The 19,092-nt window shown below is 70.7% G+C and carries 19 protein-coding genes; 13 read left to right on the top strand and 6 right to left on the bottom strand.

The genetic code is table 11. From position 1 onward, the window contains the following. The first annotated feature begins 71 nt into the window (after positions 1–71). Positions 72–527: a hypothetical protein gene (locus JOD67_RS18565; RefSeq protein WP_205118870.1), complete on the top strand. Its 456-nt coding sequence runs from the start codon at positions 72–74 to the stop codon at positions 525–527. Positions 528–605: 78 nt separating this feature from the next. Here the strand turns inward: JOD67_RS18565 and JOD67_RS18560 are convergent, their stop codons facing one another. Genes JOD67_RS18560 through JOD67_RS18550 form a run of 3 tightly spaced genes read right to left on the bottom strand, consistent with a single transcriptional unit; the run spans position 606 to position 2,964 of the window. After that, complete coding sequence (locus JOD67_RS18560; protein ID WP_205118869.1) at positions 606–989, bottom strand: VOC family protein; 384 nt, start codon at positions 987–989, stop codon at positions 606–608. Between the two features lie 11 nt (positions 990–1,000). Continuing rightward, positions 1,001–2,275 carry a sensor histidine kinase gene (locus tag JOD67_RS18555; RefSeq protein ID WP_205118868.1) on the bottom strand — a complete coding sequence of 425 codons (1,275 nt, stop codon included), beginning with the start codon at positions 2,273–2,275 and terminating at the stop codon, positions 1,001–1,003. Next, positions 2,272–2,964: a response regulator transcription factor gene (locus JOD67_RS18550; protein ID WP_205118867.1), complete on the bottom strand. Its 693-nt coding sequence runs from the start codon at positions 2,962–2,964 to the stop codon at positions 2,272–2,274. The genes JOD67_RS18555 and JOD67_RS18550 overlap by 4 nt, the downstream gene beginning before the upstream one ends. Before the next feature lie 134 nt (positions 2,965–3,098). Between JOD67_RS18550 and JOD67_RS18545 the strand changes: the two genes are divergently transcribed. The 5 genes from JOD67_RS18545 to JOD67_RS18525 are packed head-to-tail and all read left to right on the top strand — an operon-like array spanning position 3,099 to position 7,318. Beyond that, positions 3,099–3,434: a hypothetical protein gene (locus JOD67_RS18545; protein WP_205118866.1), complete on the top strand. Its 336-nt coding sequence runs from the start codon at positions 3,099–3,101 to the stop codon at positions 3,432–3,434. Between the two features lie 44 nt (positions 3,435–3,478). Continuing rightward, positions 3,479–4,504: an AAA family ATPase gene (locus JOD67_RS18540; RefSeq protein WP_307782744.1), complete on the top strand. Its 1,026-nt coding sequence runs from the start codon at positions 3,479–3,481 to the stop codon at positions 4,502–4,504. Next, complete coding sequence (locus tag JOD67_RS18535; RefSeq protein WP_205118864.1) at positions 4,501–5,466, top strand: DUF58 domain-containing protein; 966 nt, start codon at positions 4,501–4,503, stop codon at positions 5,464–5,466. Before JOD67_RS18540 ends, JOD67_RS18535 begins: the two co-directional genes overlap by 4 nt. Further along, on the top strand, positions 5,463–6,410 hold the full coding sequence (locus tag JOD67_RS18530) for a VWA domain-containing protein (RefSeq protein ID WP_205118863.1): 948 nt from the start codon (positions 5,463–5,465) through the stop codon (positions 6,408–6,410). The genes JOD67_RS18535 and JOD67_RS18530 overlap by 4 nt, the downstream gene beginning before the upstream one ends. Before the next feature lie 17 nt (positions 6,411–6,427). Then, on the top strand, positions 6,428–7,318 hold the full coding sequence (locus tag JOD67_RS18525) for a S1C family serine protease (RefSeq protein WP_205118862.1): 891 nt from the start codon (positions 6,428–6,430) through the stop codon (positions 7,316–7,318). 103 nt (positions 7,319–7,421) lie between these two features. On the opposite strand, the gene JOD67_RS18520 is transcribed toward JOD67_RS18525, so the two are convergent. After that, positions 7,422–7,715: a hypothetical protein gene (locus tag JOD67_RS18520; protein ID WP_205118861.1), complete on the bottom strand. Its 294-nt coding sequence runs from the start codon at positions 7,713–7,715 to the stop codon at positions 7,422–7,424. A 182-nt stretch (positions 7,716–7,897) separates the two neighbouring features. On the opposite strand from JOD67_RS18520, the gene JOD67_RS18515 reads away from it, so the two are divergent. From JOD67_RS18515 to JOD67_RS18500, 4 genes are all read left to right on the top strand, one after another. Then, positions 7,898–8,170, top strand: a complete 273-nt coding sequence (locus JOD67_RS18515; RefSeq protein ID WP_205118860.1) for a hypothetical protein — start codon at positions 7,898–7,900, stop codon at positions 8,168–8,170. A 100-nt stretch (positions 8,171–8,270) separates the two neighbouring features. Then, positions 8,271–9,011: an excalibur calcium-binding domain-containing protein gene (locus JOD67_RS18510; protein ID WP_307782442.1), complete on the top strand. Its 741-nt coding sequence runs from the start codon at positions 8,271–8,273 to the stop codon at positions 9,009–9,011. Between the two features lie 83 nt (positions 9,012–9,094). Continuing rightward, positions 9,095–9,415, top strand: a complete 321-nt coding sequence (locus JOD67_RS18505; protein ID WP_205118858.1) for an excalibur calcium-binding domain-containing protein — start codon at positions 9,095–9,097, stop codon at positions 9,413–9,415. 94 nt (positions 9,416–9,509) lie between these two features. Beyond that, the gene (locus tag JOD67_RS18500) at positions 9,510–10,808 is read left to right on the top strand and encodes a hypothetical protein (protein ID WP_205118857.1); all 1,299 of its coding nucleotides are present in this window, start codon (positions 9,510–9,512) and stop codon (positions 10,806–10,808) included. Here JOD67_RS18500 and JOD67_RS18495 read toward each other — a convergent pair. Beyond that, positions 10,722–11,804, bottom strand: coding sequence for a DNA polymerase IV (locus JOD67_RS18495; protein ID WP_205118856.1), 1,083 nt, complete (start codon positions 11,802–11,804; stop codon positions 10,722–10,724). The genes JOD67_RS18500 and JOD67_RS18495 overlap by 87 nt on opposite strands. A gap of 5 nt (positions 11,805–11,809) precedes the next feature. Next, entirely contained in the window at positions 11,810–13,150 is a 1,341-nt protein-coding gene (locus tag JOD67_RS18490; RefSeq protein ID WP_205118855.1) for a multidrug effflux MFS transporter, read from the bottom strand. A 279-nt stretch (positions 13,151–13,429) separates the two neighbouring features. Between JOD67_RS18490 and JOD67_RS18485 the strand changes: the two genes are divergently transcribed. From JOD67_RS18485 to JOD67_RS18475, 3 genes are all read left to right on the top strand, one after another. Then, on the top strand, positions 13,430–14,965 hold the full coding sequence (locus JOD67_RS18485; protein WP_205118854.1) for a hypothetical protein: 1,536 nt from the start codon (positions 13,430–13,432) through the stop codon (positions 14,963–14,965). Between the two features lie 115 nt (positions 14,966–15,080). After that, positions 15,081–17,840: an SCO1167/SCO6262 family helicase gene (locus JOD67_RS18480; RefSeq protein ID WP_205118853.1), complete on the top strand. Its 2,760-nt coding sequence runs from the start codon at positions 15,081–15,083 to the stop codon at positions 17,838–17,840. After that, complete coding sequence (locus JOD67_RS18475; protein WP_307782441.1) at positions 17,837–19,087, top strand: SWIM zinc finger family protein; 1,251 nt, start codon at positions 17,837–17,839, stop codon at positions 19,085–19,087. Before JOD67_RS18480 ends, JOD67_RS18475 begins: the two co-directional genes overlap by 4 nt. Positions 19,088–19,092 lie beyond the last annotated feature (5 nt).

Genomic DNA, 19,092 nt, shown 5'->3' with positions numbered 1-19,092 from the left:
TCATTACAGGAGTGCCACGAGTTCTGGAAATTACTTACCATCCGCGCGCTGGATGATGCACCATGTGTGACATGGGACACAACCCCTGGGAGCTCCGAGACCCGGCCGCCACGCTGGACGGCATGGCGCGCCGGCATGAGCTCCGCCCTGGCCTCGTGGTCGTCGGCCTGGTCGAACACCCGGACACGATCCAGCAGCTGCTCGACACCACGATCGTTTACGAACAGTCGCCGGCACCGGGCGATGTCCGTGACTGCGCGAAGCTGATCCGGACCGCCGCCCGCCGCCTGTACGGGCCGCGCCTCACCGCGGGCCTGCCGCGGCACTCGTTCGTCACCGTCGTCATCCGCCAGGGCGCCCCGTCGCTCTGCGTCGACGACCGCCGCTGGCTCGCCGGCTGGCGCCTGTCCGACCACCGCCTCGACGTGTGGACGGGCGAGCTGATCCTGCTCACCGAACACGGCTGGTGCAGCTCGTCGACCCACCACGCCACCGGCGCCATGCCTTCCCTGGCCGTCGCCGCCTGACCCCACCCCCGCGCGCGCCGACTTGTTGGACAGTTCTCGGGATAGAAGCCGACGACTGTCCAACAACTCCAGCGGTGGCTAGCCGCGGCCGACGCCTTCGTGGAGGATGTCGAACTCGTTGCCCTCCGGGTCGGCGAACACCACCCAGCCCCTGCTGTCGCCGTCGATCCGCCGGCGGTCGGCGACGATGGTGGCGCCGAGGGCGAGGAGGCGCTCGACTTCCTCGTCGCGGGTCTTGCCCCGGTCGGGGCGCATGCACAGGTGCACGCGGTTCTTGACGGTCTTCCCCTCGGGCACGGTCTCGAAGTACAGCGTCACGCCGTTCTCCAGCTTGACCGTCGCGACCGGGTCACCCGGGTTGTCGTCGGAGGCCAGCGGTCGTCCCGTCACCGCGCTCCAGAACGAGGCGATCGCGTACGGATCGGCGCTGTCGAACGCGACGTTGTAGATGCTCGAGGTCATGCCGCCAGAAGCTACACGAGGACGCGCGGTCCCAGCGGGTCGTCGCTCGGCACCGTACCCAGCCGGTGGTGGGCGTCGGCCAGCGAACGGTCCGGCAACCACAGCACGAACGTGCTCCCCACTCCCACCGCCGAGTGCACGGCGACCGTACCGCCGTGGCTCTCGACGATCTGCCGCACGATCGCCAGCCCCAGGCCAGCCCGCCGCTCACCGGTGAGGCCGCTGCCGCCCGAGGGGCGACGGTCGGAACGGAAGAACCGGTCGAACACCAGCTCCTGGTCCTCCTCGGAGATCCCAGGACCCTCGTCCCGCAAGGCGATCCAGGCCCAGCCGGCCTTGCTGCCGACCGCGAGGACCAGCTGGGTCTCCCCCGGCGCCATCCGCACCGCGTTCGAGAGCAGGTTGTCGACCGCACGGCGTAACGCCTGCGGATCCCCGGCCGCCGTCGGTCCGGGCGACAGCCGCCGCACGAGTCGCAGGTCGCGCGACGCCGCGATCAGCGTGTACTCCTCCGCGGCCTCGTTCGCGATCTGCGCCAGGTCCATGTCGACGTCCACGAACGCGGGCGACGAACGCCGAGCGGAGGCGAGCAGATCCTCGACCAGGTTGGTCATCCGTGCGATCGCGCGACTCACGATCGACGACGCCTGCTGCCGCGCCTCGGGGGTCGCGTCGTCGTGCGCGAGGACCGCGTCGACGTTCGCCTGGATGATCGCGAGCGGATTCCGCAACTCGTGCGAGGCATCGTCGACCAGCTGCCGTTGGGAGGAGAACGCGCCCTCGAGCCGACCGAGCATGTCGTCGACGGTGTCGGACAGCCGGCGCAGTTCGTCCCACGGCCCTTGCAGGTTGATCCGCCGCGACAGGTCCGTCGCGGTGATCTCCTGCGCGGTCGCGGTGATGGTGCGGATGGGACGCAGCACCCGACCCGACAGCCACCAGCCGGTCACCAGGCTCGCGACGAGCAGTCCGCCGATCGCCGCGATCGAGTACGTGCCGAGCTTCTCCAGCGTCTGGTAGTTGACGAACGCTTCGACGTTCTCGATGTCAGCGGCCTGGAACGATTGGCCTTCGCCTTCCTTGACGTGCCATTGGCCGTCCTTCTTGTACGCCTTGCTCACCGTGAACGGTTCGAGCGGCTGCGGCGACGCGGTCGTGTTCGCGCGTACGGCGAGGTACACGCCACCAACCACCAACACGGCAAGGCCGAACAGCACCGCCGAGTACGTCACCGTAAGCCGGAAGCGGATGGTCTGCATCCACGGCGGCAACCAACGCAGTCTCATGTCTCCACCCGTAGCCGGTATCCACGGCCGATCACGGTCTCCAGCAAGGGGTCCTCGCCGTCGATCGTGAGCTTGCGGCGCAGCGTCCCCACTGTGACGCGCACGCTTTGAGTGAACGGATCGGCGTTCTCGTCCCACACGTGTTCCAGCAGCTCCTCCGCCGAGACCACGTGCCCGGGTCGCGACATCAGGTAACGCAGAACGCCGAACTCCTTCAGCGTCAGCGACAGCTCCCGCCCGTCCCGCGCCGCCGCGTGCCGCGCGCTGTCGAGGAGCAGCCCGCCCACCTCGAGCACCGCGGAGCCGGCGGTGACGTCGCGCCGCAGCAGCGCGCGGATGCGCGCGAGCAGCTCGACGAGCGCGAACGGCTTCGTCAGGTAGTCGTCCGCGCCCTCGTCCAGGCCGCGGACCCGATCGGCCAACGAGGCTCGAGCGGTCAGCATCAGCACGCGGAGGTCCCGTCCCGACGCGGCCTCGATCTCGCCGCGCCGTAACCTCCGGCAGATCTCCAGGCCAGTCATGTCCGGCAGCGTGATGTCGAGGATCAGCAGGTCGTACGCCGTGGTCGCCACCTTCTCGATCGCGTCGGCACCCGTGCCGGCCGCGTCCACGGCATAGCCAGCCCTGGCCAGACCAGTGCGCAGCGCACTGACCAAACCCTCTTCGTCTTCCACTACGAGCAGTCGCACATGCCTAAGGTAACGGCGCCGCGTCGGATCCCTGGCCTGGGCTTTCGTCGAACTTTCGATCTGGTTTCCGACCGTTTTCGCGCCTTCTTGATGTGGTGAGTGAGCTCCACCTCCCCCTCGGAAGGAATTCGACGATGGCACAACTCACCCGACGGACCCGCATCCTCCTCGCGGTCGGGCTGGCCGGCGCCGCTGGCGCCGTGGCCCTCGGCGGCGTGGCGTACGCGGTCAGCGGGACGGGCGACGGCTCCGGCGAGTCGGCGTACGTCCAGATCGAAGGCTCGACCGCCGGCGACACCGCTCCCGAGACCACGCCCGACACCACCCCGGACAACGGCACCGAGGGCACCCAGCCGCGCGATGACCGGGACTGCCCGGAGAAGGACGGCCAGGGCGGTAGCGGCCAGGGCGAAGAGACGCCGGCGCAGCCGGAGTCCCCGAACAGCTCCAACGCTGCGGGCCGGGCGTGACCGTCAATGACACGCGGCTCAGCTCCGCACCGGCTCCGGCCGGTGTGGAGCGGCCGCACCACCTCAGTCCCGACAAGCCCATCCCGGAGACAGCCTTGCTGGAACGCGCGCTGTTCGAGGTGAAGCGCGTCGTGGTCGGGCAGGACCATCTCGTCGAGCGCATGCTCGTCGGGCTGCTCGCCCGCGGCCACTGCCTGCTCGAGGGTGTTCCCGGCGTGGCGAAGACCCTGGCCGTACGGACGCTCGCCGAGGTCATCGGCGGGAAGTTCGCGCGGCTGCAGTTCACGCCGGACCTCGTGCCGGGCGACATCATGGGTACGCGGATCTGGCGGCCGTCGGCCGAGACGTTCGACATCGAGCTCGGCCCCGTGTTCGCCCACCTCGTACTCGCCGACGAGATCAACCGCGCGCCGGCGAAGGTGCAGTCGGCGCTGCTCGAGGCGATGGCGGAGCACCAGGTCAGCATCGGCGGCGTCACGAACCAGCTGCCCACGCCGTTCCTCGTGCTCGCCACGCAGAACCCGGTCGAGTCTGAGGGCGTGTACTCCCTGCCCGAGGCGCAGCGGGACCGGTTCCTGTTGAAGATCACGGTCGGCTACCCGACGCCGTTGGAGGAGCTCACGATCCTGCAGCGGATGAGTGTCCGGCCGCCGCACGCGCATGCGGTGCTGTCGCCGGAACTGGTGGCCGACCTGCAGAACGCGACCGACGAGGTCTTCGTGCACAACGCGGTCGCGGAGTACGTCGTGCGGCTCGTGCATGCGACGCGGGAGCCCGCGCTGTACGGGATCGGCGACCTCGCCGAGCTCGTGGAGTTCGGCGCTTCGCCTCGGGCCACCCTCGGTCTGGTTGCCGCGGGGCGGGCTTTGGCCTTGCTGCGTGGGCGAGACTACGTACTCCCGATCGACGTGGCGGACGTCGCGGTGGACGTGATGGCGCACCGGTTGGTGCTCACGTTCGACGCGCTGGCCGACGGCGTCGACCCGCGGTCGGTGGTCGAGCGGGTGCTCGCGTCGGTGGCCCAGCCGCGGATCGTTCCCTCGGACGAGCGGGACGGGTCGGCGGCATGAAGCACGAGCCGGCAAGCATCGTCGACAGGTCGAGGGCGCTCCGGTCACTCGAGCTGGCGGTTCGACGGCGGCTCGAGGGCTTCATGCACGGCGACTACACCGGGCTGCGTTCGGGGCCGGGTTCGGAGCCGAACGAGGCGCGGCCGTACCAACCCGGGCAGGACGACGTACGGCGGATGGACTGGAACGTGACGGCGCGCTCGTTGGAGCCGCACGTCCGGTCGCCGCTGTCCGAGCGGGAGCTCGAGACGTGGGCGCTCGTCGACGGGTCCGCGAGCATGGACTTCGGCACGGCGCTGGCGGAGAAGCGCGACCTCGCGGTCGCGATCGTCGCGGCGGTCGGCCTGCTCGCGGACCGGCCGGGCAACCGGCTCGGTGTGCGGGTCGCGTACGGGTCCGAGCTCGTCCGCATCCCCGCACGCACAGGCGGTGCGGCGATGCGGAACACGTTGCGTACGCTGCTCGCGCTGCCGCGCATCCCGCCAGCAGGACAGCCGGCGACCAACCTGGCGGCGGCGATCGGGCGGCTGCATCGCGACCATCCGCGGCCGGGCCTGCGGGTCATCGCCTCGGACTTCCTGGAGGCTCCGGGCGATGACCCGGAGGCGCCGTCGTGGGCGACTCCCCTGCGCCGGTTGGCCGCGCGGCACGAGGTGATCGCGGTCGAGGTCGTCGATCCGCGCGAGCTCGACCTGCCCGAGGTCGGCCTGTTGACGCTCGTCGACCCCGAGACCGGGCGGCGCCGCGAGGTGCAGACCAGCCGGCGCAAGGTCCGTTCGCTGTACGCGGCCGCGGCTCGCGCCCATCGGGAGCGCACAAAGGCGGCGTTCCGTTCTGCCGGTGCCGCCCATCTGTTGCTTCGTACCGATCGCGACTGGGTGCGCGACGTCGCCTCATTCGCCGCCGCTCGGCGGCGATCCGCCGCGCGACGGCCACCCGGAGGAAGGACCAACGTCCGATGACGTTTCAGCAACCCCTGTGGCTCTGGCTGCTGTTGGTCGCGGCCGCGCTCGCGGTCGCGTACGTGTTCGCGCAGCGACGCCGTTCTCGTTATGCGGTGCGGTTCGCGACTCTGCCGATGCTCGAACGGGTCGCCCCGACGCGGCCCGGCTGGCGGCGACACCTGCCGGCGTTCGCGTTCCTCGCGGCGCTTGTCGTTCTGACGTTGGCGATCGCTCGTCCGGTCGCCGAGGTGCGGGTGCCGCGGGAACGGGCGACGGTGATCGTGGCGTTCGACGTGTCGAACTCGATGATGGCGACGGATGTCTCGCCGAGCAGGCTGGAGGTCGCGAAGCAAGCCGCGGTTGACTTCGTGCAGAACATGCCGGAGAAGTTCAACGTCGGGCTGGTGTCGTTCGCCCGTACGGCGACGATTGTGACCCGGCCGACGACAGACCACGCGGCGACCGCGTCCGCGTTGCAGACGCTCTCGATCACGGAGAGCACGGCGATCGGCGAGGCTGTTTTCTCCAGCCTGGAAAGCATTTCGAGCCTCGACGCGCAGTCGGCCGAGGATCCGCCGCCCGCACGGATCATCCTGCTCTCCGACGGCGCGAACACCAGTGGCCGGCCCATCGAGGAGGCGGCTGCCGCGGCTCGGACGGCGAACGTGCCGGTGTCGACGATCGCGTTCGGCACGCCGGACGGCTCGATCGAGCTGGAAGGCCGTTCGTTGCCGGTGCCGGCCGACGAGGCTTCGCTGGAAGGTCTTGCCGCGGACACGGGCGGATCGTTCTACCAGGCAGCAAGTGGTGACGAGCTCTCCAGCGTGTACGCCGACCTCGAGTCGTCGATCGGTTGGACGACCGAGCCGCGCGAGATCACGTCGATCGTGGCCGGGGTGGCGTTGGCCGCCGCCGTACTTGCCGGGCTGTTCTCGCTGCTGTGGTTCGCCCGGCTGCCGTGAAATCCCATGGAGGAGATATGAGCCAGCACCTCGGAACACCGGTTCGCGGTCCGGACTTCCTCGCGCCGCCGCGGCACGCCGTTCCGCCTCCTTCCCCGACGCCGGAATGGCCGGCGCCCTCGACCCCCGCGGGCGTGGTTGATGCCCCGCCACGCTCGCGGCGGGCCTTTCTCGGAACGATCGCGCTGGCCGTTCTTGCCGGCGGGGTTGGCGGAGCGGCCTCAGCGGCGGTGCTCGGACGGGACGGGCAAGCTCCGGTTGACAGGGCGGTGGAGCTGCCGCAGGTCACCGCTCCACGTACCGCTCCTGGCTCCGTCGCCGACGCCGCCACCGCCGTGCTGCCGAGCGTGGTCTCGGTGCGGGCTCGCTCGTCGCGGGGTCAGGCGACGGGGTCGGGCTTCGTTCTGGACAGCGCGGGAAACGTGCTGACGAACGCCCATGTGGTGGAGAATGCCTCGTCGGTGAGCCTGGTGTTGGCCGACCAACGTACGGTCTCCGCCACCATCGTGGGCACGGACTCGGCGAACGACATCGCGGTGCTGCGCACGTCGGCGTCGAACCTGCGTCCGGCGACGCTGGGCCGGTCGTCCCAGCTGCGGGTCGGCGAGACGGTGTTGGCGGTCGGATCGCCCCTGGGCTTGGAAGGAACTGTCACCGCCGGCATCGTGAGTACGGTGTCGCGGCAGGCGTCGATCGGCGACAGCGGCCGACGGCAGACCGTGATCCAGACCGACGCGGCGATCAACCCCGGCAACTCCGGCGGGCCGTTGGTCAACTCCGCGGGGCAGGTCGTCGGTGTGAACACGGCGATCGCGACGCTGGGCCGGCAGTCCGGCGGGAACATCGGGATCGGCTTCGCGATCCCGATCGACCGGGCGACGTCGATCGCGGATGGCCTGATCGACTGAACGTGTGATGAGGCGCGCGTGGACCTCTCCCGCCGCGCGCGGTGTTACCGAACGGGCCCCTTCTCGCACCCCCTCGGCGAGACGGGGCCCGTTCCTTCGTTGCTCAGCGCTTGTTCTCCCACTGCTCGACGGCGTCCTCGAGCGACTTGGTGAAGTCGTCGAGCAGGTCGCGGAGCAGTTTCGCCTTGTGTAGCGCGTTCTTCACATCGGTCTTGTTGCGGATCTCGAAGTCGAGCTCGATCACGCGGTAGCAGTCGGCGAGTCGCAGGCTGCTGTCGACGTACCACGGGCTCTTCTTGTACTGCACCAGCTCGACGCGGGCGATCACGTGCGCACCTGTGTGATGACGCGGGCGGTTGAGGAAACGCCTGCGGTAAAGCAGTTTGCGAGTCGGCATCGCGGTGCTCCTGTCTACGTGGGTAGCTAGAGCACGGCGCACCTCCTCTTGATCGACGTCGAGCTCTGTGGCCTCTTGGGGTTCAGGATCTCAAGGGATGTTGGTGAATTGCGAGCCGTTTTCGGTGCGTGCGGATCTACCATCGAGGCAGGCTCTCGTGGGGGGAGTTGAGGTTCATGGGCATGCGATTCAACGCGCCTCCGGGCTGGCCCACGCCGCCCGCCGGGTGGCGTCCGCCGCCGGGCTGGTCGCCCGATCCGGCGTGGGGTCCGGCCCCGTACGGCTGGCCGTTCTGGCTCGACGATGGCTCCCTGCACCGCCGCCGGTACCGGGTCAATCTCGCCTTCGCGCTGGCCGCCGTGATGTTGATCGTGGGAGCGAACGTGGCGAACGGCAACCCCGCGCCCGCCGCGCCCATCGGGCCGCCGAACTGGTGGCAACAGGCCTGCGGGTAACTGTTTGTGCAAACGCCCACGCTCTGGGTGTTCGCGGTCCTACCATCGTGGCTCCACTCTTGTTGGGGGGAGTTCACCCGTTATGGCAATGCGTTTTGTCGTGCCTCCGAACTGGCCGCAACCACCGGAGGGCTGGATGCCACCGGAGGGCTGGGAGCCCGATCCGGCCTGGGGTCCGGCCCCGTACGGCTGGGACTTCTGGGTCGAGGACGAACGTCCACGCCGCCGCCGGCGTTCGGTCCTGATCGCGGCCGGAGCGGTGACCGGCGTGCTCGTCATCGCCGGAATCGCCAGTGGTGGTGGCGATCCGAGCTCCACGACGCCCGGCGCCGCACCGGCTCCTTCAGCATCGAGCGAGGTGGTCAGCTCGTCGCCGACTCCATCCGCGACTCCATCGTCGACACCGACGCCCACGCCGACGCCTTCGGTGAGCGTGACGCCGACCGTTCCGGTGCCACGACTGGCCGAGGTGCCGTCGCCGACGGCGACACCCAAGCCCAAGGCGAAGCCGAAGCCCAAGCCGGTGTATTACGTCAACTGCGCCGCGGTCCGTGCGGCCGGCAAGGCACCGTTGCACCGCGACGACCCCGGCTACCGCTCCAGCCTCGACGGCGACCACGACGGCGTGGCCTGCGAGCCCGCGCCGAAGAAGACGAAGAAGCCCAAGCCGAAGCCGCCGCCCGAGCCGGAACCCGACCCCGAGCCCGCGCCTGACACGGACCCCCGGTTCGGCACCTGCAAGGAAGCCAAGTCCCACGGCTACGGCCCCTATCGCGAAGGCCGCGACCCCGAATACCACTGGTATCGCGACGCCGACAGCGACGGCATCGTCTGCGAGTAGCCGACTTCCTCCGAACCACCCACCGGCCCCTCCCTGGCCACCTACCATCGGTGGCCACAGGGATGGGGAAATGGAGCCCTCTCATGCCCTCGTTCGATCCGCCCGACTCGGCGGATGATCCACCAGACGTCTCTGTCGATCGGCAGGTCAGCCGGCCCGACGGCCACCAGAGCAGGACCAAGGTCGCGCTCCGGACCGGCCCGATCCTGGCCGGAGTCGCCGCGCTGCTGACGACGATCGCTGTCGGTGTCGGCGCACAGGTCGCGTCGAGCGACGACCTCGATCCCAAGTTCCGCTCGTGCGCCGAGGCCAAGTCGCACGGCTATGGCAGCTACCGTGATGGCGAGGACGTCGAGTACGGCTGGTACCGCGACGCGGACGAGGACGGCATCGTCTGCGACTGATCGCATAGGGTTGCGCGCGGCCGGCAACGGGTGGAAGGAGGCCGTGCTGCTTCAGCGTGGAGCTCGCTCTGTCTCCCGGCGCGCCGTTGCCACCGTGATCGTTCTCGCCATCCCGCTCGGCCTGTTCGTTGCCGCGCGGCTGGAGATCTGGTTCGGCGGCAGCGTCTTCACCGCGTACGACACCGCGTCCTACCTGCCCGTCTCGTTCACCGGCCACGCACCACGACTGTGGGGCGCGCCGGCGTTCTATGCCCTGTTTCCCGATGACGTCGCGCGGACGTTCGGGCAGTGGCTGATCGGCACGATCGCCTGGGTCGCGCTCGCCGTGGCGCTCGCGATCGTGCTCCGTACCTTCGTCGCCCGCGTCCTCGCCACGACGACCGTGCTCGCGCTCGGACTCCTCCCCCAGGTCACCAACTGGGACTTCGCGATCCTCTCCGAGTCGCTCTCGATCTCCCTCGGCCTGCTCGTCCTCGCGCTCCTCCTTCTCTGGCTGCGGTTCGGCAAGCTCCCGCTGCTCGTCGCGCTGGTCGTGATCGCGTTCGCCTGGACGTTCGTCCGCCCGGAGCTCGTCCTCCTCGTCGGCGTGGTCGCGCTCGTCCTCGCCGTGCGCGCCGTACGGAAGCGCCAGCTCGCCACCGCGATCGCCGCCGGCCTGCTGATCGCCGGCATCGGCTGGTCCGTCGCGATCACCCCGACCGTCGGCAAGACGTTCGCCGGGTGGAGCGCCACCGGACTCACGCTGCGCGAGGAGACGCTGCTCTACCGTCTCCGCCTGCAGGTGCTGGCCGACCCGCGCGTCGAGAACGTCTTCCATACCAAGCTCGGTATGCCCGACTGCCCTGCCATGAAGCGGATCGTCGTCGCCGAGCAGGGCAAGAAGTGGGACATGCCCGGCTTCGCGGTCGCGTACCGCGCCTGCCCGGAACTGCGCCGCTGGGGCGCGGAGAACGCAGGGCGGTCGGGCCTGCGGTACGTGCTCGCCGCACCCGCGCTGTTCCTCGAGCAGACCTGGTCGACGATGCCACGCGCCCTCGTCGGGACCAGGTACGCCGACGTCGCGGCTCCCCTGCCGCTGTGGGCGGATCTCGTGTACTTCCCGCGGATCACCGTCATCGTCCCCGTCCTGCTGGGGAGTCTCAGCATCACGCTCCTCGCCGCGCTGGCCGCGGGCGCGTGGCGCAGACGCCGCCTGCTGCTCGGCACCGGACTGATTCTCACGGTCGCCGCGTCCGCCAGCGTGGTCGCCGGACTCCTTTACAGCACAGGCGAAAACGCTCGCTTCGGCATGCAGGAAGGGGTCGCGCTACGCCTCGCCGTTCTCGTCCTGCTCGCGACCGCTGTCGACAGTCTCCTCGGGCGGCGTCGGGAACTCCGCGCGGACACCGAGTAGCCGCACCTTCGTCTCCGGCTTCACCTCGAACTTGTCCAGCGCCGCGAGCGCGCCAGCCTCGATCTGCGCGGCTTCCGACGTCGGACCGGCCAGCGTCACGCTTCGGGTGTGGGTGAAGAACGGGGCGAACCGCACCTTCACGCCGACCCGCACCGCCGGCCGTCCCTCGGCGAGCACGTCGTCGGTGACCCGCCGCGACAGCGCGACGATCTCCGTACGCACTGCGTCCCAGTCGGTCAGGTTCTGCTGGAACGTCGTCTCCCGGCTGCGCGAACGCGCGACGTACGGCGTGCCGACCACCGGCGACGCGTCCTCGCCGCGCGCCATCCGCCGGTACCAAGGCCCCATCGTCGGACCGAGCCGGCCGGCGAGGGTATGCGCGTCGGTTCTCGACAGCTCGAGCACCGTCGTGACGCCGAGCTCGGTCAGCTTCTTCTGGGTCTTGGCGCCGATGCCCCAGATCGCGTTCGTCGGGAGGTCCGCCATGACCTCCCACCAGTTCTCGGCGGTCAGCCGGAAGATCCCGCCGGGCTTGCCGAAACCCGTCGCGAGCTTCGCGCGCAGCTTGTTGTCGCCGATGCCGACCGCGCAGGTGAGCTTCGTCCGTTCCAGCACCGCGTCCTTGATGTCGCGCGCGAACGCCTCCGGGTCGTCGGTCTCGACGCCCATGAACGCCTCGTCCCAGCCGAGCACCTCGACCACGGCCGGGAACTCGCGCAGCGTCGCCATCACCTCGGCGGACGCGGCGTCGTACGCGGGAGGGTCGCTCGGCAGGAAGATCGCGTCCGGGATCTTCTTCGCCGCCGTACGCATCGGCATGCCCGAGCCGACGCCGAACTCGCGCGCCTCGTACGAGGCCGTCGCCACCACCGCGCGCTTCGTCGGGTCGCCGTCGCCGCCGACGATCACCGGCTTGCCGCGCAGCTCCGGGCGCCGCAGCACCTCGACCGCCGCGATGAACTGGTCGAGGTCGACGTGCAGCACCCAGGTAGGCACGGCCCCTAGTCTGCCGCGCCCGCCTCGTGTCTGGTCGTCGAGTTCTCGCCGTCGGGCTGGTGCGGCAGCGGAACCGGCTCGACCGGGAGCGGGTTCTGGTCGGCCGACTCGTGCCGCGCGGCGGGTACGGACGGCCCGCGCCGGCGGTCGCCGAGAACGAGCAGCCCGGCGACGGCGACCGCGCCGAACGCGCCGATCGCGATCACCACCGCCATCGGCACCGCGGTGCCGTTGGCCATCACACCGATCAGCGGACCGGCGAACGCGCCGACCACGAACTGGATCGTCCCCACCAGCGCCGCCGCGGCGCCGGCCGACTCGGGGTGCCGGTTGAGTGCGAGCGCTCCCGCGTTCGGCAGCACCAGGCCGACGCTGGAGATCAGCACGAACAGCGGCACCGTCAACCCCGCCAGGCCGAACCATCCGGTCGCCGTCGTGATGAGCAGCGCCACGGCCGCGAGCGCCATGAACGGCACCGCGTGCAGCAGGATGCGGAACGGCGACACCGTCAACACCAGGCGCGCGTTCAACTGGCTCGCCGCGACGAGGCCGACCGAGTTGATGCCGAACATCAGCCCGAACAGCTGCGGCGAGAGCTGGTGCACCTCCTGGTACGCGAACGGCGAGCCGGACACGTACGCGAAGATCGCCACGAAGCCCAGCATCGACAACGCGGCATATCCGACATAGCGGCGGTCGCGCAGCAGCGAGCGGTACGAGCGGAGCGCGTCCGCGACGCCGCCCTGGTGACGCCGCTCGACCGGCAGGGTCTCCTTGACGAACACCGCGACGACCACGGTCATCAGCACCCCGAACCCGGCCAGCAGCCAGAACAGCCCGCGCCACCCGGTGACCAGCAACAGCTGGCCGCCGAGTGTCGGGGCGAGGATCGGCGCCAGCCCCATGACCAGGAGCAGCCGGGACAGCACGCGAGCGACGTACGGTCCCTCGACCAGGTCGCGGACCAGCGCCTGCGAGATCACCGTGCCGGCGGCAGCAGCGACACCCTGGATGAAACGACCTGCGGTGAGGATCTCGACGGTCGGCGCCAGTGCGCAGGCCACCGAGGCGAGCGCGTACAACGCCATGCCGGCCAGCAGCGGGCGTCGCCGCCCGATCGCGTCGGAGAGAGGTCCGATCACCGCCTGGCCCGACGCCAAGCCGACCAGGCACGCGGTGAGCGTGAGCTGCACCATCGGCTCGGTCGTCTCCAGGGAGGTGATCAGACCCGGGAACGCCGGCAGATACAGGTCGATGGACATCGGGCCGATCGCGATGATCGAGCCGAGCAGGAGGACGAGACCGGACAGCTGAGGCACGCCGGACGCACCGGCGGGAGTGCGCACAAAGACTCCGTGGCAGATCGAGAAGAGAACGCGGGACGCGTGGCGGCACTGCCACTAGCAAAGGAGCGCTGGGCTGGCACGAGCTATTCCGATGCCTAAGCTCGATGCCAGCGGTGATGTCTCTGCCAGACTAGCCGCCGATACGGACAAAGATCAGTTAGTCATCAGACGTTTACCTGAGAGGCCCGTTCGTCCATGAGCCCGAAAAGTCGCGGTCGCCGCGACTCCAAGCGTCCGTCGGATCGCCGCCGGGCGCAGCGCAGGTCACGTGAGGACACCATGCCAGGAGCTGAGAACGACCCCGGCGAGATGCTGCTCACCGCGGTCCTCGACCTCGCGCCGGACATCATGAAGACCGAGTCCGCACTCGGCGCGGAGTCGTACGTCTCCGGCCTGCTCGGCGCGCTCTGGAACACCGAAGCCGGGACGGACGACGAGGACTTCGAGACCAGAACTGGTCACGAGCTCGTCACCCGACTCAGCGAGGTCGCCGCACCGTACGCCGACCTGTTCCTCCGCGCGGCCTCCGCCGTCGGGCTCCCGCCCGTCGCCGACCAGGCCCGGGCGCACCTCGCGAACCCGCTGGTCGCAGCCCGAGCGTCCGACGTCAGCGACGCCCTTCCCTGGGCCGACCAGCTCGGCCAGGCCCGCTTCCAGTCCGCGGTCGAGCTCGAGCACGAGCTCGGCGACATCAGCCAGCTCGTCCTGAGCTTCGGCTACGCCGACGAGCCACCGCACGCGCTCTTCCTGCTCCTCGACCACACGATCGGTGGCCTCGTCACCGAGGCGTGGATCGTCGAGGACGGCACCGGTCTCGTCGAGCACCTCGCCAAGGAGGCCGAGGCGGACGAACGGATCACGCTCACCCGGCCCGATCCCGCGTACGTGCGGGCCCTCGTCGAGCCGATGTTCGAACTCACCGACGCGGTCGCCGACCCTCCCGTGCACGAGAAGTTCGCCGGCTTCCGCCTGATCGCTCAGGCCCGCGTCCGCTCCCTCCCGCCGGACGGCGTCGTCCCCGACGCGCCCACCTGGTCCGAGGACGACCAGCGCGAGCTCATCGACGACTTCCTCGCCTCACCCGAAGGCAAGGACCTGCCGCATGAGGCCGCGACCGACATCGCTCGCGAGCTGGTCGAGTTCGGCGTGACCGACCACGGCCGGGTGCTCCGCGTCAGCGCGCCCAAGCTCGAGCTGCTGTTGATGGGCTGGCTGCCTCGTACCGGACTGCTGAACCCCAAACACCTCCCTTCGTTGGACGTCGTCGTGCCTGCCTGGGTGCGATACGCCGCGCGCCGCACCGATCTCTCCTCTCTGTCACTGCGCGAGACCCTCGACGCGCTGCCCGGGCTCACGAGCGGCGCGGCAGAGGCCTTCCTCGACGAGTCCCGGTGGAGCCCGGAACGCATCGCGGTCGAGCGGCTGCTCAGTGACGTCGATCCCGAGACCGAAGACCTGGACGAGGTCTTCGCTCGACGCACGTTCGCGTTCGCTCGCATGCCCGACTCCGACTTCGACGCCTCGAACCAAGACCAGGTGGCGGCCCTGGTCGACGAGGAGCACCCGCCGGAGTATCTGGCGGCCCTTCCCGATGCCGTGGAGCACCGGTCACTTCATTCGATCATCAGTTCGAAGCTATGGCAAGGCGAGCCGAAGGGGCTGTGGACAACCGCGCAACGGCTGCTCGACGAGGGCATGGACCGCGAGGATGTGCTGCACGCGTTGATGTACGCGCACTCCAGGGCGGCCGACGCGGACGCGTACGAACGCGAGCTCGCGGCACTCCCCTCGTCCTGGGTGGCCGCCGCGGACTAGCTGCGGACTAGCCGGGTGCCGTGGTCGGGGCCACGTTCAAGCACCCGGCTCCGGAGCGCGCCAGCGCGACCATGTGGCTAGTGCCGATGTCGGCGGGCCTGCGTACCGTACGACCATGCCTGCCGTCGCCGAAGCCGTCTTCGTCCCCGCGGATCCACCGCGGACGGGCACGCTCGCGCTCTACGGCACGACCGAGGCGGACGACCACGTCGAGCTGGTCCGGTCGACCGGCACGCGGGTGAGCCGCGGGCAGGTCCCGGCCCGCAAGCTGAGCGTCGCCGAGGCGCTAAGAGAGCTCACGGACACGTTCCCCGCGCAGGTCACCGACTCGTTCCGCGCCTGGCAGGCCGCCGCCCTCGCCGGCATCCGCCTGGTCGCGCGCGGAAGGCTGCGTCCCGCGCAGTCGGCCAGCGGCTACGCGACCTGGCGCGTCGGCCCGCTCGACCAGTCCGACCAGTCCTGGCTGCGCGAGCTCGCGGCCGCGATGCCGCCGCAGGCATACGCGATCCCGATCAACGAAGACACCCCCGTGCGGATCGCCTCGCCGGAAGCCCTGGTCAGGCAGTTCTGGGACGCGATCGCCGACACCCTCGTCCGCACGCCCGCGGCCGAGCTGGCCGTGCCCGGCGCGTTCGCCACGCGCGCACCGGCGCCGGTCGAGGGCTCGACCGACTGGCTCGCCGAGATCATCCGGTCCGAACGAGCCGGCGCCCGCGTGGTCCTCCGCGTCGAGCCGCCCGAGGACGACGACGAGGACGAACGGCAGGCGTTCCGCGGCGCGCTCCAGCTGCGCAGTGTCGCCGACCCCAGCCTGCTCGTCGACGTCGCCGACCTGTGGAACGCGCCCGCCGCCGTCCTCACCCGCCTCGGTCAGGAGGCGGAGACCAATCTCCTGCTCGGGCTGCGGCGAGGGGCCCGAGCCTGGCCGCCGCTCGGTGCGGCGCTGGAGGCCGCGGCGCCGACCGGCATCGACCTCGGCGACGCCGATCTGGAGGACCTGCTCGCCGACGGCGCCGAGGCGCTGGAGTCCGCGGGGATCGAGGTGCTTTGGCCGACCGAGCTGTTCGGCGGCGGCCTCGCCGTCAAGGCCAAGGCGGTCGCCGCGCCTGCGAGCGCGGCTGAGCCCACGATCACGCTGTCCGACCTGCTCCAGTTCAAGTGGCAGCCGACCCTCGACGGCGAGCCGCTCACCGCCGCCGAGATCGCCACGCTCGCCGAGGCGAAGCGCCCGCTCGTCCGCCTGCGTGGCAGGTGGGTCCGGATGGACCCGGACGTCCTTGCCAAGCTGCGCCGCAAGAGGGAGCGGCGGCTCACCGCCGCCGAGGCGCTCGCCGCCGCGCTCACCGGCGAGGTCGAGGTGGACGGCGAAAACGTCGAGTTCGTCGCCGACGGCCCGGTCGCCGATCTCGCCGCCGCGCTGTCGAACGCCGCGAACGTCCAGCGCGAGCTCGCCCAGCCGCCAGAGCTGGAGGCCACGCTCCGCCCGTACCAGCTGCGCGGCCTCGGCTGGCTCGCCCACCTCACCGAGCTCGGCCTCGGCGGCTGCCTCGCCGACGACATGGGCCTCGGCAAGACGTTGCAGCTCATCGCGCTCCACCTGCATCTGCACAACGAGCGTCCCGACCGCGGCCCCACGCTGGTGATCTGCCCGACCACGCTGCTCGGCACCTGGCAGCGCGAGCTGGCCAAGTTCGCGCCGACCGTGCCGACGCGACGCTTCCACAGCGGGTCGCGCAGCCTGGACGATCTCGCGCCGAACGAGGTCGTGCTCACCACGTACGGCGTCGTCCGCCGCGACCATGAGACGCTCGCCGAGACCGCCTGGGGGCTGGTCGTCGCCGACGAGGCGCAGCACGCGAAGAACCCGCTCTCCCGGACCGCCCGCGCGCTCCGTTCGGTCCCCGCGCCGACGAGGGTCGCACTGACCGGTACGCCGGTGGAGAACAGGCTGTCCGAGCTGTGGTCGGTGCTCGACTGGACGACGCCCGGCATCCTCGGCTCGCTCGAGCGGTTCCGGACGAAGTTCGCCGTCCCGATCGAGCGCTACCACGACAAGGACGCGACCGGCCGGCTCGCCCGGATCACCCGGCCGTTCCTGCTCCGGCGGCGCAAGGTCGACCCGGGCATCGCGCCCGAGCTGCCGCCGAAGACCGAGAGCGACGTGATCGTTCCGCTCACGACGGAGCAGGCCACGCTGTACAAGGCGGTGGTCGCCGAGACGCTCGCGAAGATCGAGGAGGCCCAGGGCCTCGAGCGCCGCGGCCTGATCTTCAGCCTGCTCACGGCGCTGAAGCAGATCTGCAACCACCCCGCGCAGTACCTCAAGGAACGCGAGCCGCTACCCGGCCGGTCCGGCAAGCTGGCGGCGCTGGACGAGCTGCTCGACGTGATCCTGTCCGAGGGCGAGTCGGTGCTGGTGTTCAGCCAGTACGTCGAGCTCTGCAAGCTGCTGCAGGCACACCTGGAGTCGCGCGGCATCCCGACGTTGTTCCTGCACGGCGGCGTGTCGGTGAAGGAGCGCGACCGGATGGTCGCGGACTTCCAGGACGGCCGCGCGCCGGTGTTCCTGCTGTCGCTCAAGGCGGGCGGCGTCGGGCTGACGCTGACGAAGGCGACGCACGTCGTGCACTACGACCGCTGGTGGAATCCGGCCGTGGAGGACCAGGCCACCGACCGCGCGTACCGGATCGGTCAGGACCATCCCGTGCAGGTGCACCGACTGGTCACCGAGAACACGCTCGAGGACCGGATCGCTTCGTTGATCGCGGCCAAACGGGAGCTGGCCGACGCGGTCGTCGGGTCGGGCGAGGCGTGGCTGACGGAGCTGTCCGACAAGGAGCTGGCCGACCTCGTGCAGCTGGGGAAGGAACTGTGAGCCAGGAGCCATGGTGGGCGTCCCGCGAGGGCGACGACCACACACCGCCGCCGGCACGCGGGCAGGGGAGCCGGCGCTCGTTCGGGCAGACCTGGTGGAGCCGCGCGTGGATCGGCGCGCTCGAGCACAATGCCCGGTTGGATCCGAGCAGGCTCTCGCGCGGACGTAGCTACGCGCGGCGCGGGACGGTCGTGGAGCTCGCCGTCGAGCCGGGGTTGATCCGGGCCGAGGTGCAGGGCAGCCGGCCGAAGCCGTACGGCGTGACGGTGCGGGTTCGCGCTTTCACCGCGGAGGAGTGGGACCGGATCATCGACCTGATCGCCGCGCAGCTGGGGCGGACCGCGGCGTTGCTGGACGGCGAATTGCCGCCTGAGGTGGTCGAGGACGCGAAGGCCGCGGGCGTGGATCTGCTGCCGGTGGCTGGCGAGGTGCAGCCGCGGTGTTCGTGCCCGGACTGGGCGGATCCGTGCAAGCACGCGGCGGCGGTCTGTTACCTCGTGGCCGACGCGTTGGACGTGGATCCGTTCGCGCTGCTGCAGCTGCGCGGGCGATCTCGCGACGAGCTGCTCGCGGCGTTACGCGCTCGGCGAACGGGCGGTCTCGGTTCGGTTGCCGCTGGCGTTCAGCTCGAGGCCGAGCCGGTGGACGAGGGGGTGCCGGCTCGGGAGGCTTTCCGTTCGTACGTTCGCGCCGCGATCCCGACTCCGCTGCTCCCGCCGCACCGGCCGGGCCGGCCTCCCGTGCTGGGCATCGCACCACCGCCTGCCGCGGGCGTGGACGCCGAGGGCATCGCGGCGCTCGCCACCGATGCGGCCGGTCGCGCCTGGGAGCTCGCCACCGGCGCGGGCGACGGCGGGCTGCAGCTGACGCGCGAGCAGGACCTGGCCCGGCGCGCGGTCCCGCTCGTCGGCGGTCCGCGGCTGGTCGAGCTCGCCGCCCAGGCGGGGATCTCGCAACGCGACCTCACCGGCTGGGCGATCGCCTGGCGGCACGCCGGTCCTGGCGGTCTCGCCGCGCTGCTCGACGTCTGGAACCCCGAGCCCGCGGTGATGTCCGATCTCTCGGTCGCGGCCGCGTCCGCCCTGCCTGGGCAGGACATTCGGGTGGACGGCAACCGCCTCACCTGCGACCGCCGGCAGGCCCGCCTCGGGCGCGACGGGCGGTGGTACCCGTTCGCCAAGACGTTCGGCGGCTGGGATCTCACCGGACCGCCGGTCTCCCATCCCGCCGACGCCCTGCGCTCCTGAGCATT

This window comes from Tenggerimyces flavus (assembly GCF_016907715.1).
GTDB lineage: Bacteria > Actinomycetota > Actinomycetes > Propionibacteriales > Actinopolymorphaceae > Tenggerimyces > Tenggerimyces flavus.
Note: the sequence above shows the minus strand (reverse complement) of the source record. Positions and strands in the feature narration are given on the sequence as shown.